This is a genomic window from Arthrobacter sp. LFS091 (genome assembly GCF_047977885.1).
In the GTDB taxonomy this organism is placed as follows: Bacteria; Actinomycetota; Actinomycetes; order Actinomycetales; family Micrococcaceae; genus Arthrobacter.
Genome location: NZ_JBFPFP010000001.1, coordinates 281,529 through 308,405 on the forward strand (window position 1 = coordinate 281,529; position 26,877 = coordinate 308,405).

A 26,877-nucleotide genomic window follows, 5' to 3' on the forward strand; every position below is an offset into this window, starting at 1 on the left:
GTTACTGATGGCGAAAAAGGACGGTCGCGGTGTACGCGGCCGTCCTCTCCCGTTCAAAACGCAGGCGCTAGATACTGACGCCCTTGGAGATGCTGCTGAGTTTGTGGCGTGCCAGGGCCAGGTTCGCGTACGTGCGATCAAGCACCAAATACACGAAAAGGCCTTTGGAGCCTTCAGAGTTCAGGACGTTGATCAGGTGGTACTGGGTGCCCAGGGTGATGAGGATGTCTTCGATGTTGCTGTCCAGCTTCAGATCCGCCATGGTTCGCAGTTTTGAACTGACCACGTTGGAGTTGCCGGCCGCGGCCACCCCGAGGTCGAAGCCGGGGTTTCCGCCCTGCGCCAGGGCCATTCCGCTGGAGTAGTCAACGATGGCTGCCCCTGTAGCGCCCTCTATGGACAGCAGTTGCTTCATGGCGTCATCAAGTGAGCTCATAATGGATTCTTCCTGTTCTGTTTCGTCATGGCCGGAATCCGTGAAGTACATGGTTCGGGTCTCCTGGTATAGAGGCGTTCCGCTGGAAGATCCAGGCTCGAACACCTCCGCTGCCGGCAGTTCGTCCCCTTGAGGTTCGACCCCGAGGAATTCATGAAGTGGTGTCGGACTTTCTTCTGCGGCAAAGGACGTCAATTCGCCGGCGTCCAGACCGTCATTACGCTTCCACCACTTCCATGTGCGTCCCGAACGGTCCACCACCTGCCCTGCACTTCCTTCATCCCGGACCGTTATTGCATAACGGATGTCCTTTTGAAGTTTCCATCCTCACACACGGAATTGGGCGCAGCATATTCCCTTGGACATTTAATGCGATCGGGTGACAATCGAATAAATTAGTGCGAATTCACCGTCATGAAATGCAAGGCGCCTACACTAATGCGCTTTCAATCTCATGGCAAATAGGGCAGTAGCCAGGGAAGACTCCGGCGACCTAGACGTTGGCGATGTGCCGGACTGCGTCCAGATACGGCATGTTGATGGCGGCGTCCGCCACGGCGCGAACGGCCGGTTTGGCATTGAAGGCAATGCCGATCCCGGCTGCACCCAGCATGTCCAGGTCGTTGGCGCCATCACCCACCGCAATGGTGTGCTCCAGGCTGATGCCCTCGGCAGCGGCCCATTCGCGCAGGTATTTCTCCTTGGCAGCGCGGTCAATAACCGCGCCGAGTACCTTGCCGGTCAACGCGCCGTCGACAATTTCCAGCTCGTTGGCGATCCAGTAATCCAGGCCCAGCCCGCCCGCAATCGGTTCAAGGATCTGGTTGAACCCACCTGACACAACGGCCACGGTGTGGCCGGCGGCCTTGAACGCCGCAACCAGTTCAGCCGCACCGAGGCTGAGGCGAACTTCTTCCCGGACGGAATCGACGACGGCGGCAGGCAGCCCGGCGAGCACTGCAACCCGCGCGTGGAGGCTCTGTGCGAAGTCGAGCTCGCCCCGCATGGCTGCCTCTGTGACAGCAGCGACTTCCTCCCGTTTACCTGCATGGGCGGCCAAAAGCTCGATGACTTCCTGTTGGATCAAAGTTGAGTCGACATCCATGATGAGCAGCTTCCGCGCTGCCTGCCGCAGCCCCTGGGGAACAATGGCCGTATCAACTCCAGGGCCTGCCACCTCAGCTACCTTGCGTCGCACGCCGGCGAGGTCCGAGGCCGCATCCTCCAGAGGCGTGAGTTCCACTGTGTGAACGGCGAAGCGCTCATCTGCGGAGTGTGATTCGGACGACACTGTGACGCCGGCGCCAGCCAGGGCAAGGCGGATATTTTCCAGGGATTCGGCGGTCAAGTTCACGCCATAGCTGACCGCAGCCAAGTTCGAAGTCATGGCCCCAATCCTACTGAGGGCGCCGCACCCGCCCGAATTCATTTCATGTCACCGGGCATGCGCCGCAACCGGTTATCAGTCATGTGGATTTTTGTCCTAGTGTCTACTGCTATGAGTGATGTTCTGGAATTGGCTTCCGTCAGCGTTGTCCGAGGCAAAAAGACCCTGCTGGACAAGGTTGACTGGCAGGTCAACGAAGGCGAACGCTGGGTCATCCTGGGCCCCAACGGCGCCGGCAAGACGACCCTCCTCCAGATTGCCGCAGCGCGACTGCACCCCAGCAGCGGCCAGGCAGGGATTCTCGACGAAGTTCTTGGACGCGTCGACGTCTTTGAACTGCGTCCCAGGATCGGACTGTCGTCGGCAGCACTTGCGACCCAAATCCCGGAACACGAGAACGTGCTCAATGTGGTGGTCACGGCAGCCTATGGCGTAACCGGCCGCTGGCGGGAAGGCTACGAACGCGACGACGAACGTCGTGCTTTCCGTCTGCTCAACGACTGGGGAATGGGCCCGCTGCTTAACCGCACCTTTGCCACCCTGTCCGAAGGGGAGCGCAAGCGCGTCCAGATTGCCCGGGCACTCATGACCGATCCTGAACTGCTTCTCCTCGACGAACCTGCAGCCGGCCTGGATGTGGGGGGCCGCGAAGAACTCGTCCACAAGCTAGGCGAGCTCGCCAGCGACGAGGACGCCCCTGCCATGGTCCTGGTGACCCACCACCTTGAAGAAGTGCCCCCGGGCTTCACCCACGCCATGCTCCTGCGCGAAGGCGGTGTCGTGGCCGCGGGTCCCATCATGGAAGTGTTGACTGACGAACACCTGAGCAACACCTTCGGCCTGCCCCTGAACGTTACCGAAAACGCCGGCCGCTACACGGCCGTCGCCCGCCGATAGGCAGACCCGAAACCACAATGGAAATCCTTAACGACATCCTGGTCTTCTTCGCGGGCTTGTGGGCCGGAACCATCAATGCGGTGGTCGGCTCCGGCACGTTGGTGACCTTCCCTGTACTTATTGCCATTGGTGTGACGCCGGTGGTTGCCTCCATGAGCAATGCCATGGGCCTGGTAGCGGGCAACGCCGCCGGTGCATGGGGCTATCGGCGCGAGCTTGCCGGTCGCGGCAGGCAGTTGATGAAACTGTTGCCGGCCTCGTTGCTGGGCGGTATAACCGGGGCTTGGCTGCTGCTGCACCTGCCGGAGAAGGTGTTCCACTACGTCGCCCCTGTGCTGCTGGTGGTGGCACTGCTGATGGTGGTCTTCCAGCCCAAGCTGCAGGCCTGGGTGCGCAGCAGGGAACAAAACCCCGAGCATGCGATCCGCGATCGAAGCCACGGCGTACTGCTGGTGGTCCTCGTGTACCTTGCCGGTGTTTATGGTGGCTACTTCGTCGCAGCCCAGGGGATTCTCCTGGTGGGAATCCTGGGGGTCTTCCTCTCGGGAACCATGCAGAACGCGAATGCCATGAAGAACATCTTGGTCCTTGGCGTCAACATGGTAGCCGCCGTTTCCTACTTGATTTTCGCCTTTGACCGCATCGAATGGTTCTTTGTCCTGATCATTGCCGTGAGTTCCACCATCGGCGGACTCATCGGTTCGAAAGTGGGGCGGAAGCTCTCCCCGAAAGTCCTGCGGGCCGTCATTTTCGCGCTCGGCCTCGTTGCACTGGGCTTCATGATCGCCAACCTGCTGAAGTAATCCCCTGTGACCTTTCACTACCTCGAGTCCGCAGATGATCCACGCGTCACGGACTACACCACCCTCACCGACGTCCACCTTCGCAAACTCCGCGAGCCGGAGGAGGGCATGTACATCGCAGAATCCTCCCGGGTACTCCGCCGGGCGCTGGCTGCGGGACACCAGCCCCGTTCTTTCTTCCTTGCCGAAAAGTGGTTGGCGGACCTCGACGACGTTTTCCGGCAATACCCCGACGTTCCGGTTTTCATTGGCAAGGCCGACCTGCTGGAACAGATCACCGGGTTCCACCTCCACCGCGGAGCGATGGCAGCCATGCACCGGCCAGCGCCTGTTCCCTTGGAAGAACTCCTCGCGAAAGCCCGGCGGGTGGCCGTGCTGGAGGACATCGTGGACCACACCAACGTGGGCGCAATCTTCCGGTCGGCGGCAGCGCTCGGCGTCGACGCAGTCCTGGTCTCGCCACGGTGCGGTGATCCGCTGTACAGGCGCAGCGTCCGCGTGAGCATGGGCACGGTCTTCCAGGTCCCGTGGGCGCGCTTGGAAAGCTGGCCGGATGACTTGTCGCGTCTGAAGGAACAGGGCTTCACGGTGGCCGCCATGGAGCTGACGGAGGATGCGGTAGACCTCGACGATCTGGCCGCACGGCAGATCCCCAAACTTGCCCTGGTCCTTGGTACCGAAGGTGCCGGCATGAGCGAGGAAACGCTCGCCGCCGTCGATCTCGCCGTCAAAATCCCGATGCGGGCTGGTGTCGATTCACTCAACGTGGCCGCGGCCTCGGCGGTGGCGTTCTGGGAACTCCGCCCGCGGGACTGAAGCCGGTTCGTATGGCATGGACGTTTCCGCTATGATTGGTTGTTGGCCCAGTCGCTGGAATATCCACTTTCCAGTGACGGACCACCTCCATTCATACCTGGCAGCTGGCAAAATCCAGTTGCGTGAACAAAAGGTCCCATTATGAAGTCTGATATCCACCCGAAGTACGAAGCTGTTGTCTTCAACGACCTGGCCTCCGGTACGCAGTTCCTGACCAAGTCCACCGTGTCTTCCTCGAAGACCATCGAGTGGGAAGACGGAAACACCTACCCGGTTATCGACGTCGAAATCTCTTCGGAGTCCCACCCGTTCTACACGGGCAAGCAGCGCATCATGGACTCCGCTGGCCGCGTCGAGCGCTTCAACGCTCGCTTCAAGGGCTTCGGCGGCAAGAAGTAACCACTTCACCCCGAGTCTTTTCAAAAGCCCGCATCGCCGTCATTCCGGCAATGCGGGCTTTTGCGTTTTCCGGCAAGATGGAGAGCATGACTTCCCAGCCCAGGCCTGAAACCCTGAACCACGACGACGACACCCGCCTTCACGGCGAATATAAGGTTCCCGGCGGAAAACTGGTGGTGGTTGACCTTGAGGTGGCGAACGGCCACTTCGCCAATGTCTCCCTGAGCGGAGACTTCTTTTTGGAGCCCGACGAGGCCCTGCAGGACATCAACAAGGCACTGACAGGACTGCCGGGCACGTCAACGGCAGCGGACATTGCCGCGGCCGTAACCGCGGGCTTGCCTGAAGGTGCCGTACTGTTCGGCTTCTCCGCAGAAGCCGTGGCCATAACAGTTCGGCGGGCCTTGTCCAAGGCCACCGGCTGGTCAGACCACCAATGGGAAGTCATCCCACCCACGGTCCTGCCAACCGAGGTCAACGTGGCCCTGGACGAAGTCCTCACTGAGGAGGTCGGTGCCGGGCTGCGGAACCCGACGCTGCGGTTCTGGGACTGGGAAGAGCCCTCTGTGGTGATTGGCAGCTTTCAGTCAGTGCGTAACGAAGTGGACCCCGACGGCGTGTCCCGGCACGGCATCACCGTTGTGCGCAGGATCAGCGGCGGGGGAGCGATGTTCATGGAGGCAGGAAACTGCATCACGTATTCGCTGTACCTGCCGCAGACACTGGTGGACGGCATCAGTTTCGCGGACTCCTATGCCTTCCTTGACTCCTGGGTCATGGCCGCGTTGGAGAAGCTCGGCATCAACGCTTTCTACGTCCCGCTCAACGACATTGCAACGGACCAGGGCAAAATCGGCGGAGCAGCACAGAAGCGGCTTGCCAACGGGGGCATGCTCCATCACGTCACCATGAGCTACGACATCGACGCCGACAAGATGGTGGAGGTCCTGCGCATCGGCAAGGAGAAGTTGTCCGACAAGGGAACCCGGAGCGCCAAGAAGCGCGTGGATCCCTTGCGTCGGCAGACCGGCTTGGCCCGGTCCGCCATCCTCAAGGCCATGCAGGAAGTCTTTACCGAGCGCTATGGCGCAGTCGAGTCCCGGCTCAGTGAAGCGGAGCTCGATGAAGCCCGAAAACGGGTTGACGCGAAGTTCGGCACGGACGAATGGCTGAACCGGGTTCCCTGACGGGTTCTATTCCGCCGGCCTAGCCCTTGGCGGCCTGCGCAGTCAGGGCACGCAACAGGTGGCTGCGCTGCTCGATAATGATGCGCCGCAACGCACGCGGAGCGTCACCATGTTCGGCCAGCCATTCGTCGGTGCGGAGCACCACCGGGTGCCGGGCAGGTTCCATGCCGTCGCCAAGGTCCTGGGCGGCCGGGAACAGTCCGCGGACAATCCTTCCGGCAATTTCAATGCTTCGCTCTGCCCACACTTTTTCAAGGCAATCGAAATACGGTTCCACGTAGGGCTCCAGCATGGCAGCCGGGGCCGTGGCGAAGCCGGCAATGGTGGCGCTCAGGATTTCATTGGAGAGTCCGGTACCCAGGACCGCCGAATCCCATGCCGCGGCCTTCACCGAAGGGGCTGGGCGGGCCGCCGAGGCAAGAGCGTGGCCCTCACGTCCTGAGGCTGTCTTGTCCGCTTCCAGTTCCCGGTCGAGCTCAGCTTGCGACGCCTGTCCGTGGGCTGCCAGGGCCTGCCACAGGCTCCAGCGCAGTTCTGCGTCGACTGCGAGTCCGTTAATGACAACGCTGCCGTCAAGGATGCTGCGCAGCAGGGAGAGTTCAGCGTCGCCATGCCGCGAGACATCCGCGAGTGTCCTGGCCCAGGCGAGTTGCTGGTCCGACCCCGCTGGGGCAGCCTTCAACTGTGCGGCAGCAACGGCCAGGAAGTCCTTGCGGACACCGTCCCGCGTCTTAGCAGGCACGAATCGCTCAATGGCGGTGGAGGCGTTGCCCAGGACATTGAGCAGGACTCCAATGCCGGTTTCGGCCGGAGCGAACTGTTCCACCGCGGCGACATACCGGGCTGCAGGGGTGACGCCGTCGCGGGCCGAATCCCAAAGCGCCGTCCAGCACAGTGCCCGGGCCATGGGGTCCTGGATCTTGTCCAGCGAAGACCTCACCGTGTGTTCGGATCCGGGATCGAGCCTGATCTTTGCATAGCTCAGGTCGTCATCGTTGACCAACAGCAGGGCAGGCCGGGTCTTGCCGTTCAGCTCGGCTACCAGGGTGCTGGGAACGTCCACATCAATTTCGATACTTTCGGTCCTGACAAGGGCACCGTCTGCGTTGGGGTCATACAAGCCAAGCCGCATGCGGTGGGGGCGGAGTTCCTGGTGCCCTGTGATGGGGTCGATGGCGTCCTGTTGGAGCGTCACCGCGCCCAGCGTCCCGTCGTCTTCGACAATCCCGGCTGAAATGGTGGAGATTCCGGAAGTCTGCAGCCATTGGCGCGCCCAACCGGACAGGTCCCGGCCAGAGGAGGCACTTAGCGCTTCCAGCAGGTCCTTCAGGGAGGTGTTGCCGTAGGCGTGGTCGCGGAAATATTGGCGTGATCCGGCGATGAAGGCGTCAAAACCGACGTAGGCAACCAACTGTTTCAGGACCGAAGCGCCCTTGGCGTAGGTGATGCCGTCGAAGTTCTGCTTGGCCGCCTCAAGGTCCGGAATGTCGGCGACGATCGGATGGGTGGTGGGCAGCTGGTCCTGCAGGTACGCCCAAGCCTTGCGTTTGCTGGCGAAGTTCACCCATGCGGAGTCCCAGTCAGTGGCACGATCCACGCCAAGGGTTCCCATGTAGTCAGCGAACGACTCCTTGAGCCAGAGGTCGTCCCACCAGTTCATGGTGACGAGGTCGCCGAACCACATGTGTGCCATCTCGTGCATCAGGGTGTTGGCGCGTCCCTGGTACTGGGCGTCGGTGGCCCGCGAGGCGTAGACATACTTTTCCGTGAAGGTGACCAGTCCGGGATTTTCCATGGCCCCGAGGTTGTATTCGGGCACGAATGCCTGATCGTACTTGCCCCATGGGTAGGGATAGTCGAAGAGGGCGTTAAAGAACTCCAGGCCGTTCTTGGTCAAGCGGAACAGCTCGTCGGCGTCGAAAGCGTCTGCCAATGAGGCGCGGCAGTAAAGTGCCAGCGGCACCTCAAGCCGGGTGTCGCCGTCGAGCGTTGCTCCCCAGTGGTCTGTCGCTTTGAAGTAAGGCCCGGCCAGCACCGAGGTGATGTACGTGGACATCCGCTTGGTGGTTTCAAAGTCCCATTGGGCCGCTTTGGGGTCATCCGCCAAGGGTGTCCGCGCCGCCTCCACGCCATTGGACGCGACCTCCCAGCCAGCAGGCGCGATCACGTGAAAGGTGAATTCGGCTTTGAGGTCGGGCTGCTCGAAGTTGGCGAAGACGCGTCGGCTGTCTGCCGGTTCGTACTGGGTGTAGAGGTAGCACTGCCCGTCAGCAGGGTCCACGAAGCGGTGCATTCCTTCCCCGGAACGGCTGTAGAGCGCTGTTCCGGATACCGTCACCTGGTTGTCCGCAGCGAGGTTTTCGAGGATGACCCGGTCCCGGTCCACCACCGCATCGACGTCCAGGGCCTGGCCGTTCAGCACCACTGACTGCACGCTGCCGCTGATGAAGTCCAGGAACGTGGCAGAGCCGGGCTCTGCGGAGAACGTGATGGTGCTGGTGCTCGGGTAGCCGGCGACTGCGGGATCTGCCGCGTCGCGGACATCGAGGATGACGTCGTAGCTGTGGGTGGTGATCAGGGCTGAACGGGAGGCGGCTTCATCGCGCGACAGATTGTGATTCGACACACGGCTATCTAATCATGATCCAGGCAGCAACCAGGCCCAGCGATGCGATGAGCAGCCAAGAGCCCAGGGCCACCATCACCGCGCGTCCACCCGTGTGGATCAGCGTGCGGACACGCACGGCGGATCCCAGTCCGAAAAGCGCCGATGCGAGCAGGATGTCCTGGACCAGGGCGGCTCCTTCCAGGACCGCCGGGGGAGCCCAGCCCACGGATCGCACAGCGACCATGGCAAGGAAGCCGAGCACAAAAAGCGGAACGATAGGCGGGAACCTACCGTCGGTCCCGTCATCCTGGCCGGCACCATTGGCCCGCTTCCGCACATGGTCGACGCGCTGATGCAGTCCCGCCGCCGCCACTACCGGAGCCAGCAGGACAACCCGCGTCAATTTCACGACGACGGCGATCGCCAGGGCCGCCGTCCCCGCAGTTTGCGCCGTGGCCACCACCTGGCCCACATCGTGCACGGAAGCGCCGGTCCATGCCCCAAACTGTTCCGGGTTCAGGTTCAGGGGGTGCATGAGGAGGGGCAACACGCCAATGGCAAGGGTGCCGCATAGCGTTACGAGCGCCACCGGGAGCACAGTGTCCTGATGCCTGATGCGCCGCACAGCAGCCATCGCGCCGATAGCCGAGGCGCCGCAGATGGAGAAACCCGTGGCGATCAGCAGGGCGGTCTCGCCAGGCAGCCGCAGTAAGCGGGCCAACCCATAGGTGCCCACAAAGCTGACCAGCACCACACCGGCTATGAGGACCAGGGACAACCAGCCCAGTCCCAGCACATCCTGAATGCTGACCTTGAGGCCCAGCAGCACGATTCCGGCCCGCATGAGGTGCTTTCCGGCGAAGTCCAGGCCCGGGCGGGCGCGCCCTGCAGTGAGGACAGAGGTGCCCGGTATATTTGCTGAGAGCAAGCCCAAGGCAACAGCGAGAGTCATTGCTGGAACAGCTGGCAAGACCGCGTGGATGGTGAAGGCAAGGCCCGTTGCGGCGAAGCACAGGACCAATCCCGGCCCCAACCGGGACAGCTGGGAAGCGGGACTCTTGAAGGGCATGCCTCAACCCTGCCGGATGGGGGCACGGAAAGGCGAACCGGGGGTTCCCGGAAACAGCGACACAATCAACGCGAAATGCGCTCGACTCGAAAAGGTGATTGTCTAATTCCCATGTCTGACCTATTCCAGGATTACTCCGAGGCCGCCGCCCGCAGTGGCGCCTACGACGAGATGTTTGCCCCGGGCCACGTAGCCAGAAAATCCTACGGTCAGGTTTCCGGTGCCTTGCGCGAGCTTTCCCTGGCGGATGTCACCGCCAGGGCGGACTCCATGGCCCGCACCTTCCTGGACCGCGGAGTGACCTTCGACTATGCGGGGGAGGAGCGGCCCTTCCCGCTCGATATTGTTCCCCGCGTCATCCCGGCCGACGAATGGGACGTCCTGGAGCGCGGTGTCGCCCAGCGTGTAAAGGCCCTTGAAGCGTTCCTCAACGACGTTTATGGACGCATGGCGGTGGTGGCCGATGGCGTGATCCCACGGCAGCTCGTCACCACCAGCGCGCACTTCCACCGGGCGGTCCACGGCTTTGAACCGTCCGGCGGGGTCCGTGTGCACGTCTCGGGTATCGACGTCGTCCGCGATGCTGCCGGAACTTTCCGCGTGCTGGAGGACAACGTCCGTGTCCCGTCGGGCGTAAGCTACGTCCTGGAAAACCGCCGGGCCATGGCAAAGGGCCTACCTGAAGCGTTCGGCCAGCAGCACATCAGGCCCGTGGAGGAATACCCCCGGCGGCTGCTTTCGGCCCTGCGCAAAACAGCACCGGCCGGTGTCGACGATCCGACGGTTGTTGTCCTGACTCCGGGTGTCTTCAACAGCGCCTACTTTGAGCACACCCTCCTCGCAGGCCTGATGGGTGTGGAACTGGTGGAAGGGCGCGACCTCATCTGCCGCGGCAACCGCGTCTACATGCGGACCACCGCGGGTGAACAGCGTGTGGACGTGATCTACAAGCGCATCGATGACGACTTCCTCGATCCCCTCCAGTTCCGCTCCGATTCGATGCTGGGTTGCCCCGGTTTGGTCAACGCTGCCCGCGCGGGCGGAGTCACCATCGCCAACGCAGTAGGCAACGGCGTAGCCGATGACAAGCTCGTGTACAGTTACGTGCCTGACCTGATCCGGTACTACCTCCACGAAGAGCCGATCATCGCCAACGTCGACACTTTCCGACTCGAGGAAAAGGAAGCCAGGGAGCATGTTCTGGACCGCCTCGATGAACTGGTGGTCAAGCCGGTTGACGGCTCGGGCGGCAAGGGACTTGTTATTGGCCCGGACGCCTCCAAGGACGAACTGGATGCCTTGCGCAAGCGTGTGATCGCCGATCCCCGCGGGTGGATCGCCCAGCCTGTCCTGCAGCTCTCCACGGTGCCGACCCTTTCGGGCGACAAGTTCGGTCCCCGCCACGTGGACCTGCGTCCGTTTGCCGTGAACGACGGCGACGACGTCTGGGTCCTGCCCGGTGGCCTGACCCGGGTTGCGCTGAAGGAAGGGTCCCTGATTGTGAACTCCAGCCAAGGCGGTGGTTCCAAGGACACCTGGGTGCTGGCCAATTCACCGGAGTTGCCTGCCGAGTTCATCCCGCGCCAGTCCGTGACCGTGCGTGAGCAGGTTTCTGTGTGGCCTGTGGAAAGCAACTGGCGCGACCGGCAGACGGAGCAACAGCAGTGAAACCCCTCCACCAACTACTTGAACTCCGACAGGCACCACGTGAAGGAGGCACAGTTCCATGCTGAGCCGTATTGCTGAGTCACTCTTTTGGATCGGACGCTACGTAGAACGCGCCGACGGTACTGCCCGGATCCTTGACGTGCACCTGGAGCGCCTGAACCACCTTCCCCTCGAGGAGCAGCGCAGCGTGGCGCGGGAACTGCTCGCCGTCATGGGCGCCAAACCCCAGAGCGAGGACTTCGGCCTGCCTGAACTGCTCCATGCCCTGGCCTACGACAAGCAGAGCGCCTCCTCGATCGCCGGTTCCCTCGGGGCAGCCCGGGAAAACGCGCGGCGTGCCCGGGAGACCGTCTCGCAATCCCTGTGGGAAAGCCTCAACACGACGTACTACGGCCTCAACCAGCACCGCAAGGACGTCGTTGGGACATACCGTTTCTGCAACTGGGTGCTTGAACGGACCGCGATGGTTCGAGGACTGGCTGATACGACCGTCAGCCACGACGAAAGCTGGCTGTTCATGGTGCTGGGGCGCTCCCTTGAGCGTGCCGACATGACCGCCCGCATGCTGTCCACCCGTGATGTCCAGTCGGCTGGTATGTCCTGGGTCAACATGCTGCGCTGTGCCGGTGCCTACGAATCCTTCATCCGCACCCGCCGGGCAGCCTTCGGGGACCAGCACGCAGCCGAATTCCTGCTCCTGGACCGCTTGTTTCCCCGCTCGATCGTGTACGCGTTGCGCGACGCCGATGAGTGCCTTGCCAAGCTGGACCCCTCGGCGCAGCGCGTTGGTTTCATCAACGACGCCCGGCGGATCGTGGGCCAGGCCCGGACCTTCCTTGAGTTCCACCGCACCGATGACCTCATGTCTGAACTGCCCGAGCACATGGAACGTGTGCAGAAGGCCGTGACACAGGCTTCTGATGCCATTTCCCGTAAGTACTTCAATCAGGCTGATGAACACGCCTGGGTGGGAGAAGTTTCATGACCCGGCTGAGCATCGTCCACAAGACGGCCTACAAGTACAACCGCCGCGTGACCCTGTCCTACAACGAGGCCCGGATGACCCCGTTGACGGACGGACAGCAGGTGGTCCTGGAAGCGTCCCTGAAGGTCTCACCGAACCAGGCTTCCGTGAGCACCTACCGCGACTATTGGGGCACCCGGGTCACGGCCTTCGATATGCAGATGCCGCACGAAAGCCTGGAAGTGCTTGCAACGGCCACGGTGGAGGTCCACCGCAGTGAGCGCGTGGCAACGGAAGACGACATTGTTGGTTGGGACGTCATCGCCTCGGACAAGATCCAGGACGAATTCAGCGACTGGCTGCCCCAGTCGCGGTTAAGCGGCCCCGGTGAAGAGGTACTCGACATTGTTCCCGGCATTGTCGAAGGAAAGAACCCCCATGAGGCGGCGTTGGCGGTGTTCGCGTGGATGGCTGGCGAGATGACCTACATGAAGGGCACCACCGGCGTGACGACGAATGCCGAGCAGGCGTGGTCGCAGCGCCAGGGTGTGTGCCAGGACCTGGCCCACCTTGCCATTGGAGCCCTGCGCTGCAGCGGCATCCCTGCCCGCTACGTGTCCGGTTACATCCACCCGCGGTCCTCGGCTGACATCGGGGAAACAGTAGCCGGACAGTCGCACGCCTGGTTGGAATGGTGGGACGGCGAATGGCGCAGCTGGGACCCCACCAACCACAAACCGGCCGGCGACTATCACGTCACTGTCGCGAGGGGCCGCGACTACCGAGACGTTCCTCCGCTGAAGGGAATCCTTTCCGGCGGCGGAGGCTCTGGGCTCTCCGTTTCGGTGGAGATCACCCGTCTCGCGTAGAAGCTCCTATATAGCCAAGGCCCTTAAGAAGAACTCTTAAGGGCCTTGGCTGTACTCAATATAATTCTTTACCAGGGGGACGGCTTGTAATCCTTGAGAAACACGCCGTACTGGTCCTCGCCCTTTTCGCCCATCACGATGGGGTCGTAGACGCGCGCGGCACCGTCCACCAAGTCCAAGGGAGCATGGAAACCTTCTTCCATCAGCCTGACCTTGGTGTAGTGCGGACGTTCATCGGTGATCCAGCCCGTGTCCACGGCGGTCATGAGGATGCCGTCGGAGTCCAGCATCTCCTGGGCGCTGGTCCGGGTCATCATATTCAACGCAGCCTTGGCCATGTTGGTGTGGGGGTGCCCGGGGCCCTTGTAGGCGCGCGAGAACTGCCCTTCCATCGCTGAGACGTTCACGATGTACTTGCGATGTGCCGTGGAACGCTTCATCGCCCCACGCAGCCGGCTGACCAGCAGGAAGGGTGCGGTGACATTGCACAGCTGGACCTCGAGCATCTCCAGGGGATCCACTTCGTCCACCACCTGGGTCCAGCTGTTGATCGAGGCCAGGTCCGGGACCAGTCCGCCGGCATCAATGGCTGTCCCCGATTCGATACGCTCCAGGGACGCAGAACCCGTCGAGAGCGCCAAGGACGTGATCGCATCACCAGCCAGCACCGGGTGTTCGGTGACGCTGCTGGCCAGAGCCAAGGGGTGCTTGTCATGCGCATGGCCGAACGTCACCAGCTCGGGTCCGCCGTTGGCCGCTTCCAGGGCGGCAGGCAACGGTTCGTCTTCGGCATCCACCAGCGGTTTGTAGGCATTGCCTGAACGCCGCACAGTCTGGGCTGCATTGTTGATGATGATGTCCAACGGTCCGGCCTCGTTGAGCGAATCCGTGAGCGCCATGACCTGGGCCGGGTCGCGAAGGTCGATGCCAACGATACGTAGGCGGTGCAGCCATTCCGAGCTGTCTTCCATCGCGGCAAAACGACGGGCGGCGTCCTTGGGGAAACGGGTGGTGATGGTGGTGTGGGCGCCGTCCCGGAGCAGGCGCAGGGCAATGTACATGCCAATCTTGGCGCGTCCGCCGGTCAACAACGCCCTCCGGCCAGTGAGGTCGGTGCGGGCATCACGCTTGCTGTGGCTGAAGGCCGCGCATTCCGGACACAACTGGTGGTAGAAAGCATCCACCTGGGTGTAATGCGTTTTGCAGATGTAGCAGGGGCGGGAACGGATCAGGTGCCCGGCGATCTCGCCTGTGGCCGACGGGGCAAGCTTGTTGCCGCGGGTCTCGTCATCAATCCGGTCCGGGGCTGCTGTTGCTGTCAGGGCAATAACAGCACGGTCGGCCTCGGCGATGGAGTCGCGTTTGGTGACGCGGCGGTGGCGCTTGACGGCCTTGAACATCTTGCCGGTGGCACGCCGGACGGCAACATAGTCCGGGTGCTCTTCGTCATAGACGTGGATCGTTGTCAGAACCTTGAGGCAGGCCTGGATCTCTTCAGGCGTCAGATCGGTGGAGCTCATTGACCTGATTTTACAGCCTTGGGAGCCTCCGGCCTGCCTCGGGTTCTGTCGATGGACTGCGGGTTAGTGCGCGGCGCCCTGGGATGCAGCGTCCGCCACTCGGGCCTGGATTCCAGCGGCTACCTTTTCGGCGGAGTCACGGATGTCGGGATCGTGGTGTGTGGCTGCCTTGACCGCTTCCGGAAGGCTGCGGCGATGCTGGGCTGACAGAGCGAGCTCGACTTCGCCTGGCTCCGGGACCACCTGGCCCTTCGCGAGGACAGTGATTCCGGACTCCGTGACCTTGTATCCACGTGCCCTGTCCAGCTCCGGGTCCAAGCCGATGGCAGCCCCCGCGGGGACCTTGACGTTTTTATCCAGGATGGCGCGCTTGATCACGGCGCCTTCACCCACACGGACCTTGTCCATGAGGACGGAGTCCTGGACACGGCTCCCAGCCGCCACGTACGCATCGTTGGAGAGGACGGATCCTTCAACGATGCCTCCGGAAATCACCACGCCGCTGGCCACGATGGAATCGAGGGCAGTGCCCACCGTGTTGTTTTCGCCGCGAACAAACTTTGCCGGCGGGGAAATGCTTTGGCGGGTGTAGATGGGCCATTCGGAGTTGTAGAGGTTGAAGACAGGGACGGGGGAGATGAGGTCCATGTGTGCGTCATAGAACGAGTCGATGGTCCCCACGTCCCGCCAGTAAGTACGATCCCGGTCCGTAGCGCCGGGGATGTCATTGAGCGTGAAGTCGTACACGCCGGCTTCGCCTTGGTCAACGAAATAGGGGATGATGTCGCCACCCATGTCGTGCTTGGTGTCGAGCCGTTCCGCGTCAACGTGCAGTGCCTCAACCAACGCATCGGCGTCGAAGACGTAGTTGCCCATGGAGGCAAGGAACTGCGTGGGGTCGGCTGCGAGCCCGGGGGTGCTGGCAGGCTTCTCCACAAAGGCGGCAATCTTCTGGGGATCGTTCTGGTCTACCTCGATCACGCCGAACTGGTTGGCCATGTTCAGCGGCTGGCGGACTGCGGCCACGGTGGCCTTGGCACCGCTGGCGATGTGCTGCTCCACCATCTGCGAGAAGTCCATGCGGTACACGTGATCGGCGCCGACCACTACCACGATGTCCGGGGCGTCGTCATGGATGAGGTTCAGCGATTGGTAGATGGCGTTTGCACTGCCAAGGAACCAGCTCTTGCCCACGCGCTGCTGCGCCGGAACCGACGCCACGTAACGGCCCAACTGCGTGGACATGCGCCAGGTTTCAGAGATGTGGCGGTCAAGGCTATGCGACTTGTATTGCGTCAGCACAACTATTTTCAAGTATCCCGAGTTAACGAGATTGGATAATGCAAAGTCGATGAGCCGGTAGCCGCCGGCAAACGGAACCGCGGGCTTGGCCCGGTCCGCCGTCAGCGGCATGAGTCGGTTGCCCTCGCCGCCAGCCAATACAATTGCCAAAACTTTCTTCAACGCCATGGTCACTGCTCCCCGTACGTCTTCGTAGCCCCCAAAAGTCCGATTTTCCGGACTCTTTCACACTAGAACACATACGCCGGAACGACTACGTTGGTTAGCGTGCGAATAGACATTGTGACTAAAGAATTCCCTCCGGAAATTTATGGCGGTGCCGGTGTCCACGTTGCCGAGCTCAGCCGGGTGCTGGCAAAGCACGTCGACCTTCACGTCCGGGCGTTCGGTGCGCCCCGTGATGCCGACTACCACGGGGCTACGGTGGCGTCATACGCCACGCCCGAAGACCTCGGCGATGCCAACGCCGCAATCCAAACGCTGGGCGTGGACCTGAGGATCGTTCCGGACATTGCGGGAGCGGACCTCGTCCACTCGCACACCTGGTACGCCAACATGGCCGGCCACCTCGCTTCGCTGCTGCACGGCATTCCGCATGTCCTCAGCGCCCACAGCCTTGAGCCCCTGCGCCCATGGAAGGCTGAACAGCTTGGAGGCGGCTATGCCCTGTCCTCCTGGGTGGAAAAGACCGCTTATGAGGCTGCCGCTGCCATCATCGCCGTATCCGACGGCATGCGCCAGGACATCCTCCGCAGCTACCCCAGCGTGGATCCGGACAAGGTCCGCGTGGTCCACAACGGCATCGACGTCTCGCTGTGGGAGCGTGATGACGAGGACGACGCGATCCGGGCGTTGGGGATCGATCCCGCCAAGCCGAGCGTGGTGTTCGTGGGGCGCAACACGCGCCAGAAGGGCGTTCCCTACCTGCTTCGCGCGGCTTCGAGCTTGCCGGACGATGTCCAGCTGGTGCTGTGCCTCGGCGCCGCGGACACCCCGGAGCTGGCTGCGGAAACTGCCCGCCTCATCGAGGAACTGCAGACCAAACGCGAAGGCGTGGTCCTGATTGAGCGGATGCTCCCGCGGCGGGAACTGATCCAGGTCCTCAGCCATGCCACCGCCTTCGCATGCCCGTCGATCTACGAGCCCCTGGGCATCGTGAACCTTGAGGCCATGGCCTGCGGCGCAGCCGTGGTGGCCAGCGCAACCGGCGGCATCCCCGAAGTGGTCCAGCACGGGGAAACCGGCCTGCTGGTCCAACTGGAACAGGTCACCGACGGAACCGGCACCCCGCTGGATCCGGAAAAGTTCGTCAGCGATTTCGCGGCGGCTTTGAACGAAGTGGTGGCTGACCCGGCCCGGGCCCGCGAAATGGGTATTGCCGGCCGGCGAAGGGCAGAGGAGCACTTCTCCTGGGAGTCCATCACCGAAACAACCCTTGAGGTGTACCGCTCGGTCCTGCGCTGAGGCACAGCGTCCAACCAGCAGTCCAAACCACGACGGCGCCGCCCCACTTCGGTGGGGACGGCGCCGTCGGGCGTTAACAAAGCTTCCGCAACTGTTCACCGCCTGTCAGCGGAGTACTGCTAACGGGACTTGGCGGCCTTCAAGGCAAGCAGGGCTTTCTCGTCGGCAGGAGCGGTGCCACTGGCGCGCTGCCCACGGAAATGTTCGCGGGCCTGGTCCTGCCGGGTGGCTTCAGCCCCGGTCGCGATGGCAGCGCGCAGGTGTTCCGGGCCGTATCCAAAGGCATCGACGAGGTCCAGTGCGTGCGGCCGGATCTTGACCAGCAGGCGGTTGATGTAGGTGCCCACGGTCCGGCCACGCTGCATGGACAACCTGCCGTTCATGAGGTACCAGGAGAGGTGCTTCTCGATCAGCGACAAGCCGAACAGATCACGCAGCCAGGTCAGGACACGCTTGGTTCCCTCATCGGCAACGTGGGGGAGTGCCTCGGTGAAAGCCTCCCACTGCAGGAGTTCCGCGTGGGCCTGTGCAGCTTCGATGAGTTCGTGTTGGTGCTGGTTGAACAATGCTGCGGCCTGGTGCTGGGGAAGCTTGTTGGCACCCTTGAGTGCCGCACCCACCTCAGCGACCATGGACTGGACCCGGTCAGCGAGCAAGGTCCGCTGGCCTTCTTCGTCCCGCAGCGCGAGAGCCGCTTTTTGGACCGAGCCGGTGTCGGCAACGAACTGTGCAACCTGCCGCAGGCCCGTCCTGTGCAAGGCCACCCCGGCGGCCTGATCCACGACGTAGCGGGCAAGGACACCGAAGTCGGCGCTGCGGAATTCCTTGGCGTAATCGGCCAGCAGGCGCTTTGCCACCAGCTGCAGCAGGACGGTGTTGTCGCCCTCGAAGGTCACATACACGTCCAGGTCCGCACGCAGGGAGGCGAAGCGGTTCTCGATCAGGAAGCCGGCACCGCCACATGCTTCGCGGCATTCCTGCAGCGTATCCAGGGCATGCCAGGTGCTGAGCGGCTTGAGCGCGGCAGCGAGCGTTTCCAGGTCCTGCCGGTCGGCGTCAGTGTCGTGCGCGCCCGAGAAGACGTCGTCGAATTTCTGCAGCAGCTGTTCGTGCGCGAAGCTGGCTGCGTAGGTCGTGGCCAGCCTGGTGAACAGGCGCCGCTGGTGCCGCTGGTAATCCAATAGCACTTCCTCATCCGTGGCGGACGAGGCATTGAACTGCCGGCGTTCGGTGGCGTACTGGATGGCCGTCTTGAGCGCGAGCTTGCTCGCCGCAACCGCGGCGCCGTCCAGAGAAACCCGCCCCTGGACCAGAGTTCCCAACATGGTGAAGAAGCGGCGCCCCGGGCTTTCGATGGTGGAGGTGTAGGTGCCGTCCGCAGCCACGTCGCCATACCGGTTCAACAGGTTGGTCCGGGGGATACGGACATTGGTGAAGTGCAGCCGGCCGTTATCGATGCCGTTCAGGCCACCCTTGATGCCGTCGTCCTCGCCGCCGATGCCGGGCAGGAATTCCTTGGTGGCGGGGTCGCGGAGTTCGACGTAGAAGGCGTGGACGCCGTGATTGACATTCTTGGTAATCAGCTGCGCGAATACGACGGCGGCAAGGCCGTCAGTGGCAGCGTTGCCGATGTAGTCCTTCCAGGCAGCACGGAAGGGCGTGTTGATGACGAATTCCTGGCTGGCTTCGTCATACGTGGCGGTGGTGGCAATGCTGGCCACATCTGAGCCATGCCCTGTTTCTGTCATCGCAAAGCAGCCGGGTATCTCCAGGCTCATGATGCCGGGGAGCCACTTGTCCTGGTGTTCAGCGGTGCCCAGGTGCATCACGGCGGAGCCGAACAGGCCCCACTGCACACCGGCCTTGATCTGCAGGGAGGGATCTGCGGTGACGATCTCCTCGAAGCCTGCGATGTTGCCGCCGTGATCGTCGGAACCGCCCAGGCGGGTCGGGAAGGCGCGGTGGACGGTGTTGTTGTCCACCAGGAATTTCAACTGCTCGAAGACGCGGGCGCGGTGCTCGGTGTGGTGCAACCCTTCGATCTTTTGCACGGCCGGGTTGCCTGCCACCTTGCGGGCCTCGTGACGGATATGGGCCCATTTGCCGAGGAGTTGCTCCCCGAGCGCAGCCACATCCACGACGGGTTCAGTGGCAGCGGTGGCGGCGTCGTCGCGGCCGGAGGATTTCTGGGCCGATGAGGCCTTGTCCACTACTTCAGTCATGTTGCTTCCTTCTTTGGTTCCGACAACTGATGAGTCATTGCTGGTGTCAGGTGGTGGTCTTGAGGGCCGGAGCGATGCCCAGGCACAGCCAATCGGTAATCTGCCCGGCCATGGTTGCCTGATCGGGCTTTGCGCTGTCCGCGGGGCTTCCCAACCACATCTCGCCGGCATTCCTGACCAGCCCGATTGCGGCCGTGGGCCAATAGACGATTACCGACTCGTGGTGGTCGCCGAGGTATTCACGCATGGGCGTGGCGATCATCCCGGTGATCTGTTCAAAAAAATTGCCCAGCGCACCGGATGCCGCGATGGCGTCCTGGGCGGATGCCTCGCCTGGCGAGAGCCGGGTAATAAAGGCGTAGACATTGGGACTGGATTCGGCCATTTGAAGATACGCGGACACCATGGCCAGCAAACCTTCCCGGGGCGTTTGGGCCTGTTGGGCTGCTTCCTGCATGCGGCGTTGCATTTGTCCGAGGACTACCTCACCCATGGCCTGCTGCAGCCCTGCCTTGTCACCGAAATAGCGGTAGAAAACCGACTTCGATGTGCCCGCTGCGCTTGCAATGTCCTCCATGGAGGAGTCGCTGCCCAGCTTATGCACGGCCTTGCGGGCCGCCTTGATGAGTTCCCGCCGGCGTTCTTCCCGGTGCGACTGCCAGCGGGCGGCCCGGCCGTCAACCACCCCAACGGCACCGGCTTGCGGGGTCGCTGTTGAGACGGCGGATTCATCGTGGCTGTTGTTCACGATACCCAGCGTATCAGGTACGCTGGGTATCAGTAACCCGCATTGATCGAAGGAGACCAGCATGGCTGCATCAGATCTGAACCCGAACGCTTCCCGGGAACACACCGCTAGGCCCACGGCGAACCGCGCCGCCGTTATTGTCGGCGGCAACCGCATCCCCTTCGCCCGGACCGGCGGCGCCTACGCCAAATCCTCCAACCAGGACATGCTGACCGCCTCACTTGAGGGGCTCATTGCCCGGTTTGGCCTGCAGGACGAACGCATCGGCGAAGTCGCGGCCGGAGCGGTGCTCAAGCACTCAAGGGACTTCAACCTCACCCGCGAAGCCGTCCTCGGCTCGGCCCTTTCACCCGAGACACCGGCCTACGACCTTCAGCAGGCCTGTGCGACGGGACTGGAGACAGTCCTGGGGCTGGCCAACAAGATCAAGCTGGGCCAGATCGACTCGGCGATCGCCGGCGGCGTTGATTCAGCCTCGGATGCGCCCATCGCAGTGAGCGAGGGCCTCCGCGAGATACTGCTGGACCTGAACCGCGCCAAGACCCCGGTGCAGAAAGTGAAGATCCTCAGCCGCATCAGGCCCAAGGATCTGGCACCCGATGCCCCGAACACCGGCGAACCGCGGACAGGCCTCTCCATGGGGGAGCACCAGGCCCTCACCACCGCACAGTGGAAGATCACCCGTGAGGCCCAGGATGAACTGGCTTTCAACAGCCACCGCAACCTGGCGGCCGCCTACGAGCGGGGCTTCTTCGATGACCTCATCACTCCCTACCGCGGACTCAACCGCGACTCCAACCTCCGCCCCGATACCACGCTGGAGAAGCTGTCCACACTGAAGCCGGTCTTCGGCAGGAACCTTGGCGCCGAGGCAACAATGACGGCCGGCAACTCCACCCCATTGACCGACGGCGCCTCCACCGTCCTGCTGGCAAGCACGGAATGGGCCGATACCCACGGCCTGCCGAAGCTGGCCACGGTCCTGGATGGTGAGGCGGCCGCCGTCGACTTCGTCCACGGCAAGGACGGCCTGCTGATGGCGCCCGTCTTCGCTGTCCCGCGCTTGCTGGCCCGCCATGGACTGACCTTTGAGGACATCGACTTCTTCGAGATCCATGAAGCCTTTGCCGGAACCGTCCTGAGCACGCTGGCCGCATGGGAAGACGAGGAATTCGGCCGCACCCGCCTGGGCCTGGACGGTGCACTGGGCAAGGTGGACCGCGCAAAGCTCAACGTCAACGGATCGTCGCTCGCGGCAGGACACCCTTTCGCCGCAACGGGTGGGAGGATCGTGGCATCGCTTGCCAAGATGCTGCATGAGAAGGGCACCGTCAACGGGCGGCCCGCGCGCGGCCTGATCTCCGTGTGCGCCGCCGGCGGGCAGGGCGTCGTCGCCATACTGGAAGCAGCTTAGGGGGAGTCTTGGCAGATAAATACACACAATTGGTGAGCCAAGGGCTCGGCAAGGACCTCGCCAAAAGGCTCGGCCTTCCCCAGCCGGTGGAACTTCGGCGTTACAGCGCCGGTGCACCGCTGGTCACCGGCCCTGTCCTCGTCAGCGGGGACAGCCCGGGCGCCGACGACATCGCCACAACCCTGCTGGGGTGGGGCCTGGATGTCCGGCGGAACGCCCTGCCCAAGGAAAAACTCGGTGCGATCGTACTGGTCCTGGATGCCGTGCAGCACCCCGACGACCTGGCAAAACCTGTCCTCACAGCCGGGGCCTCATTGCGTGACCTCGCCGTCAACGCCAGGGTAGTCACCATCTCGCGCACTGCGGACTCCGCCCAGTCTCCGGCCTCCGCCGCCGCGCGGCAGGGCATTGATGGCTTTTTGCGCTCCTTGGCCAAGGAGCTTCGGGCAGGGGCAACGGCCAATGGCATTCTCCTGGCCGACGACCTTGCAACCACCAGTCCCTCGGCACTGGGGGCCCTGCGCTTCTTCCTGTCGGGACGTTCTGCCTATGTTGACGGACAGTTCCTGACGGTCAGCTCCACCAAGGGCATCCTGCCGGGCGATCCGGAGAAGCCGCTGGCTGGAAAGGTGGCCGTGGTGACCGGCGCGGCGCGTGGCATCGGGGCAGCTATTGCCCGGACCCTTCACCGTGACGGGGCTACGGTAGTCGTCGTCGACATTCCGGCCGCGGGTGACCATCTGGCGAAGGTCGCCAACGATGTCCGCGGGACCGCCCTGCAGTTGGATATCAGCCGCGACGACGCCGGGCACCGCATCATCGAGCACGCAGTGGAACGCCACGGACGCCTCGACATCGTGGTCCACAACGCCGGCATCACCCGGGACAGGCTCCTGGCAAATATGGATGAGGGGCGTTGGCGCTCAGTCATCGCAGTGAACATCGCGGCCCAGCTCCGGATCAACGAAGCTTTGCTCGCTTCCGAACACTTCAAAGACTCTCCCCGCATAGTTTCGGTTGCCTCCACCAGCGGCATCGCCGGCAACCGGGGACAGACAAACTACGGAGCGTCAAAGGGCGGTGTCATCGGCATGGTGCGTTCCACTGCCGACCACATGGAACCATTCGGTGGCACCATTAACGCGGTTGCCCCGGGCTTCATAGAAACGGAGATGACAGCCAAGATGCCGTTCGCCATCCGCGAGGCGGCCCGCAGGCTCAACTCCCTCAAGCAGGGCGGCCAGCCCCAGGACGTCGCGGAGGCCATTGCGTTCCTGGCCAGCGACGCTGCAGGCGGAATCACCGGAGGGGTGCTGCGGGTGTGCGGCCAACAACTGGTGGGAGCATGAGCACCCTGCAGCCGGTCCTTCTTGGCGAACTTCCGTCGCTGTCCAAGCTGTACGTGAATGCGGCGGCCACGGCAGCACGGCGCCGGGTCCTTGGTGCGGCGGGTGGGACAGGGCAATTGCCGGCCGTCAGCCATGAGGTACGGAACGTCCATGCCGACGTCGGAAACCTCACCGCCTACCAGCACCTGGTCGGCGAGACCGCCAGCGACACCCTGCCCGCCGGGTACGTGCATGCACTGGCGTTTCCCATCTCCATGAGCGTCATGAACCGGGACGATTTTCCCCTGCCCCTCCTGGGGATGATCCACTTGAAGAACAAGGTGGAGCAAAGGGTTCCCATCGTATTCTCCGAGTCCCTGGACATCCTTTCCTGGGCAGAGAACCTGTCCGGGCACAGGGCAGGGACCCAGGTGGACATTGTGGCCGAGGTCCGTTCACATTCAACCGGTGAATTGCTCTGGCGGGGCGTCTCTACCTACCTCGCCAAAGGAAGCTTCCTTCCTGGCATCGACAAGCCGGGGGCCCCGAATGGCGCCGCTGGGACCGGGGATTTCTCCCCGCCCAACCCTACGGCGCTCTGGCAACTTGGCCTCGATACCGGGCGGAACTACGCCACGGTTTCCGGCGACTTCAATCCGATCCACCTGAGCGTCCTGTCGGCCAAGGCGCTCGGCTTGCGTGGTTCAATTGCCCACGGAATGTACCTGGCATCCCGAGCGTTGGCGGACGTTGGAGCGGTGAAGGCGGATTCGTTCGCCTGGGAGGTGGCGTTCGAGGCTCCAGTGTTCCTTCCGGCACGGGTCGCGTTGGACATCACCACGGTCCCGTCGGAGTCCGGTGGCTGGGAGCGCTCGGATTACGTCGCGTGGAATCCCCGAAGCGGGCGTCGGCACTTCACAGGCACAGTCTCCGCGCTGGCCTAAGACAACGCGGACGACGGCGGCGGTCACCTTCGGGGGACCGCCGCCTTTTTCGTACCTGTGTTGTGCATCTGTCCGTGCGGCCTAGGTTAGTCCTTCTTGCTGTCAGCACTTTCCGGCACATATGCGCCAGCCCAGCGGAAGACTTCCTGGAAAAACCGGCTCCTCGCCGGTTCGGCCGAGAGCGCCAGGTCGTGGATGCCGCCGTCGGTCTTGCCAAAGTCACCAGGCGGCCGAGCCGTGTACTGCGGTCAGCGATGTGCCGCACGTCCAGGACGATGTCCGCGGAACTGATGGTCTCCAGCGGTGCTGTCTCTGCGGCGCTGGCCGTCGACGCGCACACCAGGACCGGGCAGCGGATGTCCAGCCCTTTGGCGAGTTCGGCGTGACCGCGCCGGATCGCACGAAGCCAGCCTGCCAGCACCGGAAAGCCTTCGAGCGGCTTCCAGGCGAGGTTGAAATCCCAGGCACCCCCGGTGGTTACGTGCAGGCTCTGGCCGTACCGCTGACCCAGCACGCCAACCTGGCGTCTCGGCTGGTAGTTGGCAAGGCGTTCGACGACGGCGGTACCCACCGTGCGCTGGAAGAAAGGCTTGTTCAGGTCGAACCACGGGCTATTGAGGACCAACGCGTCCACGATGCCATCGAAACGCCGCCGATGCGCCCACAGGCTGGTCACCAAACCGCCCGTCGAGTGGCCAAGGACAACCAGTACGTCGTGTCCGTCCTCGTCCTTGATGATCCGCGCGGCCTCGTCCAGCTCTTCGTCGTAGCTTTGGAGTGACTCGATGTAGTTGGGCGTCTGGTGTGGCAGGAGCGAGCGTCCGTATTTTCGGAGGTCCAGGGCATAGAAGTCGTACCCGGCCTTGATCCACTCATCAGCCAGGTGCCCTTGGAAGAAGTAGTCCACGAAGCCGTGAACGTACAGCACCGCCCGCCCGGCCGGCACCGTCGCTTTCCGCGACAGGAGGGTAGCTGTTACTTCACCCTCGTCATCGGGCTGGAGTGCCAGCGTCCGTACCGTGTACTCGGCGCCGAGGATGACTTCTGAGCTGTCCATCGTTTCCTTATGTGAGCTGGGAAGTGATACGTGTGATCAAACTCGCATTGTATGGGCCGGCGAACTCCCGACAAAACAAACAAGGCCCGGAATCCTTTGGATTCCAGGCCTTGTGTTGGTGCGCGGAGGGGGACTTGAACCCCCACCCCCTTTCGAGGACTAGCACCTCAAGCTAGCGCGTCTGCCATTCCGCCACCCGCGCAGGTGGTGTTCAGAGAAGTGATTAAGGACCTTGCGGTGCTTTGCTTTCCTCCGAAGCAGCGAGAAAAACTCTAACACGGTTTGGGGTTACGGAAAAATCGGGGCTGGCCAGGGCCCCTTCCTTGGTTGTCCGGCGACCCATGGCGCAACGAATTCCTGACTCGTACCGCTGCTGGTGAGTAGGCTGAGGGGACACGGGACGGGCTGCGGAAGCCGCAGAGCGCGTCGCCGGAACCTGCAGCCCAGCCACGCAAGGAGAGTTTCCATGTCTGTCATCCGCCCCGAAGACGAAGTAGTCCGGATCTGCCAGGAGCTCATCCGCATTGACTCCTCGAACTTCGGCGACGACACCGGCCCGGGGGAGCGCGCGGCGGCCGAATACACCGCCGGACTCATCACCGAAGTAGGCCTTGAGGCTGAAATCTTCGAGTCCGCCCCGGGCCGCGCCAATGTGGTGACCCGCCTGGCAGGAGAAGATCCCTCGGCGGACGCTTTGGTGGTGCATGGGCACTTGGATGTGGTTCCTGCATTGAAGGACCAGTGGAGCGTTGATCCTTTCAGCGGGGAGTTGAAGGACGGGCTGGTATGGGGTCGGGGTGCCGTGGACATGAAGGACATGGACGCCATGATCCTCTCAGTCATGCGCGATTTTGCCCGGACCGGCCGTAAGCCCAAGCGGGACATCATCTTCGCCTTTTTTGCCGATGAGGAAGCTGGCGGCACGTACGGTGCCCGCTACGCCGTGGAACACCGGCGCGAGCTTTTCGATGGCGCCACGGAGGCCATCTCCGAGGTGGGTGGCTTCTCCGCCACGATCGGTGGGCAGCGGACCTACCTGCTCCAGACCGCTGAAAAGGGTCTCTCCTGGCTGCGGTTGGTGGCCCATGGACGTGCGGGCCACGGCTCCCAAATCAACACCGACAACGCGGTCACCCGGCTGGCTGCTGCGGTAACGAGGATTGGGGAGTACAAATGGCCAGTGGAACTGACCCCCACCACCCGCCAGTTCCTGGACGGCGTGACGGAACTGACCGGCGTCGAGTTTGACGCCGACAACCCGGACATCCTCCTGAAGGAGCTCGGCACCGTGGCCAGGTTCGTTGGAGCCACCCTGCAGAACACGTCCAACCCCACACTCCTGCGGTCGGGCTACAAACACAACGTCATCCCGGAGTCGGCGGAAGCTTTCGTTGACTGCCGCACTCTTCCTGGCCAGCAGGAACTGGTTTTCGAGACGATCAAGGAGCTCGCGGGGGACGGCATCGAGATCAGTTACGTCAACAAGGATGTGTCCCTTGAGGTGCCCTTCGCCGGGAACCTGGTGGACTCCATGATCGACGCCCTGCATTCGGAGGATCCCGGGGCAAAGGTCCTCCCATACACACTCTCCGGCGGCACCGATAACAAGTCGCTGAGCAAGATCGGCATCACCGGCTACGGATTCGCGCCGTTGATGCTGCCCGATGAGCTCGACTTCACCGGCATGTTCCACGGGGTGGATGAGCGGGTTCCGGCCGAGTCCCTCCAGTTCGGCGCCCGTGTCCTGAACAGGCTGCTGAGCAACTACTAGACGC

22 protein-coding genes and 1 tRNA gene are annotated in these 26,877 nt (G+C 63.0%); 13 read left to right on the plus strand and 10 right to left on the minus strand.

What is annotated here, in order from left to right; translation table 11 throughout:
• Positions 1 to 67: 67 nt before the first annotated feature.
• Together ACNQOP_RS01325 and serB are read right to left on the minus strand one after the other, a co-directional pair.
• The gene (locus ACNQOP_RS01325; RefSeq protein WP_284985670.1) at positions 68 to 697 is read right to left on the minus strand and encodes a hypothetical protein; all 630 of its coding nucleotides are present in this window, start codon (positions 695 to 697) and stop codon (positions 68 to 70) included.
• A 232-nt stretch (positions 698 to 929) separates the two neighbouring features.
• Entirely contained in the window at positions 930 to 1,823 is an 894-nt protein-coding gene (gene serB / locus ACNQOP_RS01330) for a phosphoserine phosphatase SerB (RefSeq protein WP_257368114.1), read from the minus strand.
• 111 nt (positions 1,824 to 1,934) lie between these two features.
• On the opposite strand from serB, the gene ACNQOP_RS01335 reads away from it, so the two are divergent.
• The 5 genes from ACNQOP_RS01335 (at position 1,935) to ACNQOP_RS01355 (ending at position 5,925) form a co-directional block, all read left to right on the plus strand.
• Positions 1,935 to 2,720: an ABC transporter ATP-binding protein gene (locus ACNQOP_RS01335; protein WP_416403080.1), complete on the plus strand. Its 786-nt coding sequence runs from the start codon at positions 1,935 to 1,937 to the stop codon at positions 2,718 to 2,720.
• Positions 2,721 to 2,737: 17 nt separating this feature from the next.
• A complete protein-coding gene (locus ACNQOP_RS01340) occupies positions 2,738 to 3,523 on the plus strand; it encodes a sulfite exporter TauE/SafE family protein (protein WP_416403082.1) in 786 nt (261 codons plus the stop codon).
• Between the two features lie 6 nt (positions 3,524 to 3,529).
• Complete coding sequence (locus ACNQOP_RS01345; RefSeq protein ID WP_284985673.1) at positions 3,530 to 4,339, plus strand: TrmH family RNA methyltransferase; 810 nt, start codon at positions 3,530 to 3,532, stop codon at positions 4,337 to 4,339.
• A 141-nt stretch (positions 4,340 to 4,480) separates the two neighbouring features.
• Positions 4,481 to 4,738 carry a type B 50S ribosomal protein L31 gene (locus tag ACNQOP_RS01350; RefSeq protein WP_017200906.1) on the plus strand — a complete coding sequence of 86 codons (258 nt, stop codon included), beginning with the start codon at positions 4,481 to 4,483 and terminating at the stop codon, positions 4,736 to 4,738.
• Between the two features lie 77 nt (positions 4,739 to 4,815).
• Entirely contained in the window at positions 4,816 to 5,925 is a 1,110-nt protein-coding gene (locus ACNQOP_RS01355; RefSeq protein WP_416403085.1) for a lipoyl protein ligase domain-containing protein, read from the plus strand.
• A 19-nt stretch (positions 5,926 to 5,944) separates the two neighbouring features.
• Here ACNQOP_RS01355 and pepN read toward each other — a convergent pair whose 3' ends face one another.
• Together pepN and ACNQOP_RS01365 are read right to left on the minus strand one after the other, a co-directional pair.
• Positions 5,945 to 8,551: an aminopeptidase N gene (pepN, locus tag ACNQOP_RS01360; RefSeq protein WP_416403087.1), complete on the minus strand. Its 2,607-nt coding sequence runs from the start codon at positions 8,549 to 8,551 to the stop codon at positions 5,945 to 5,947.
• 4 nt (positions 8,552 to 8,555) lie between these two features.
• Positions 8,556 to 9,602 carry a YeiH family protein gene (locus ACNQOP_RS01365; RefSeq protein WP_416403088.1) on the minus strand — a complete coding sequence of 349 codons (1,047 nt, stop codon included), beginning with the start codon at positions 9,600 to 9,602 and terminating at the stop codon, positions 8,556 to 8,558.
• A gap of 111 nt (positions 9,603 to 9,713) precedes the next feature.
• On the opposite strand from ACNQOP_RS01365, the gene ACNQOP_RS01370 reads away from it, so the two are divergent.
• The 3 genes from ACNQOP_RS01370 to ACNQOP_RS01380 are packed head-to-tail and all read left to right on the plus strand — an operon-like array spanning position 9,714 to position 13,103.
• Positions 9,714 to 11,270 carry a circularly permuted type 2 ATP-grasp protein gene (locus tag ACNQOP_RS01370; RefSeq protein ID WP_257368107.1) on the plus strand — a complete coding sequence of 519 codons (1,557 nt, stop codon included), beginning with the start codon at positions 9,714 to 9,716 and terminating at the stop codon, positions 11,268 to 11,270.
• A gap of 58 nt (positions 11,271 to 11,328) precedes the next feature.
• The gene (locus tag ACNQOP_RS01375; RefSeq protein ID WP_144648266.1) at positions 11,329 to 12,255 is read left to right on the plus strand and encodes an alpha-E domain-containing protein; all 927 of its coding nucleotides are present in this window, start codon (positions 11,329 to 11,331) and stop codon (positions 12,253 to 12,255) included.
• Positions 12,252 to 13,103: a transglutaminase family protein gene (locus ACNQOP_RS01380; protein ID WP_416403089.1), complete on the plus strand. Its 852-nt coding sequence runs from the start codon at positions 12,252 to 12,254 to the stop codon at positions 13,101 to 13,103. The genes ACNQOP_RS01375 and ACNQOP_RS01380 overlap by 4 nt, the downstream gene beginning before the upstream one ends.
• A gap of 68 nt (positions 13,104 to 13,171) precedes the next feature.
• Here the strand turns inward: ACNQOP_RS01380 and ACNQOP_RS01385 are convergent, their stop codons facing one another.
• Positions 13,172 to 14,623 (minus strand): SDR family NAD(P)-dependent oxidoreductase, encoded by a 1,452-nt coding sequence (locus ACNQOP_RS01385; protein ID WP_235521987.1) that lies wholly within the window; start codon positions 14,621 to 14,623, stop codon positions 13,172 to 13,174.
• A gap of 63 nt (positions 14,624 to 14,686) precedes the next feature.
• Positions 14,687 to 16,099: a glucose-1-phosphate adenylyltransferase gene (gene glgC / locus ACNQOP_RS01390; protein WP_416403090.1), complete on the minus strand. Its 1,413-nt coding sequence runs from the start codon at positions 16,097 to 16,099 to the stop codon at positions 14,687 to 14,689.
• Positions 16,100 to 16,192: 93 nt separating this feature from the next.
• On the opposite strand from glgC, the gene glgA reads away from it, so the two are divergent.
• On the plus strand, positions 16,193 to 17,389 hold the full coding sequence (glgA, locus tag ACNQOP_RS01395; protein WP_416403091.1) for a glycogen synthase: 1,197 nt from the start codon (positions 16,193 to 16,195) through the stop codon (positions 17,387 to 17,389).
• Positions 17,390 to 17,508: 119 nt separating this feature from the next.
• Here the strand turns inward: glgA and ACNQOP_RS01400 are convergent, their stop codons facing one another.
• Together ACNQOP_RS01400 and ACNQOP_RS01405 are read right to left on the minus strand one after the other, a co-directional pair.
• Positions 17,509 to 19,611, minus strand: a complete 2,103-nt coding sequence (locus ACNQOP_RS01400) for an acyl-CoA dehydrogenase (protein ID WP_416403092.1) — start codon at positions 19,609 to 19,611, stop codon at positions 17,509 to 17,511.
• Between the two features lie 46 nt (positions 19,612 to 19,657).
• Positions 19,658 to 20,422 (minus strand): TetR/AcrR family transcriptional regulator, encoded by a 765-nt coding sequence (locus ACNQOP_RS01405; protein WP_235521991.1) that lies wholly within the window; start codon positions 20,420 to 20,422, stop codon positions 19,658 to 19,660.
• On the opposite strand from ACNQOP_RS01405, the gene ACNQOP_RS01410 reads away from it, so the two are divergent.
• From ACNQOP_RS01410 to ACNQOP_RS01420, 3 genes are read left to right on the plus strand one after another with little or no spacing between them, the layout of a single operon-like run.
• Entirely contained in the window at positions 20,421 to 21,773 is a 1,353-nt protein-coding gene (locus tag ACNQOP_RS01410) for an acetyl-CoA C-acetyltransferase (RefSeq protein WP_235521992.1), read from the plus strand. The genes ACNQOP_RS01405 and ACNQOP_RS01410 overlap by 2 nt on opposite strands.
• Before the next feature lie 8 nt (positions 21,774 to 21,781).
• Positions 21,782 to 23,122 carry a 3-oxoacyl-ACP reductase gene (locus ACNQOP_RS01415; RefSeq protein WP_257368101.1) on the plus strand — a complete coding sequence of 447 codons (1,341 nt, stop codon included), beginning with the start codon at positions 21,782 to 21,784 and terminating at the stop codon, positions 23,120 to 23,122.
• On the plus strand, positions 23,119 to 24,045 hold the full coding sequence (locus ACNQOP_RS01420; protein ID WP_284985681.1) for a MaoC family dehydratase: 927 nt from the start codon (positions 23,119 to 23,121) through the stop codon (positions 24,043 to 24,045). Before ACNQOP_RS01415 ends, ACNQOP_RS01420 begins: the two co-directional genes overlap by 4 nt.
• On the opposite strand, the gene ACNQOP_RS01425 is transcribed toward ACNQOP_RS01420, so the two are convergent.
• Together ACNQOP_RS01425 and ACNQOP_RS01430 are read right to left on the minus strand one after the other, a co-directional pair.
• A complete protein-coding gene (locus ACNQOP_RS01425; RefSeq protein WP_416403093.1) occupies positions 24,017 to 25,102 on the minus strand; it encodes an alpha/beta hydrolase in 1,086 nt (361 codons plus the stop codon). The genes ACNQOP_RS01420 and ACNQOP_RS01425 overlap by 29 nt on opposite strands.
• A 116-nt stretch (positions 25,103 to 25,218) precedes the next feature.
• Positions 25,219 to 25,304: transfer RNA gene (locus ACNQOP_RS01430), tRNA-Leu, on the minus strand.
• 264 nt (positions 25,305 to 25,568) lie between these two features.
• Between ACNQOP_RS01430 and ACNQOP_RS01435 the strand changes: the two genes are divergently transcribed.
• On the plus strand, positions 25,569 to 26,873 hold the full coding sequence (locus ACNQOP_RS01435; RefSeq protein ID WP_211712679.1) for a M20/M25/M40 family metallo-hydrolase: 1,305 nt from the start codon (positions 25,569 to 25,571) through the stop codon (positions 26,871 to 26,873).
• Positions 26,874 to 26,877 lie beyond the last annotated feature (4 nt).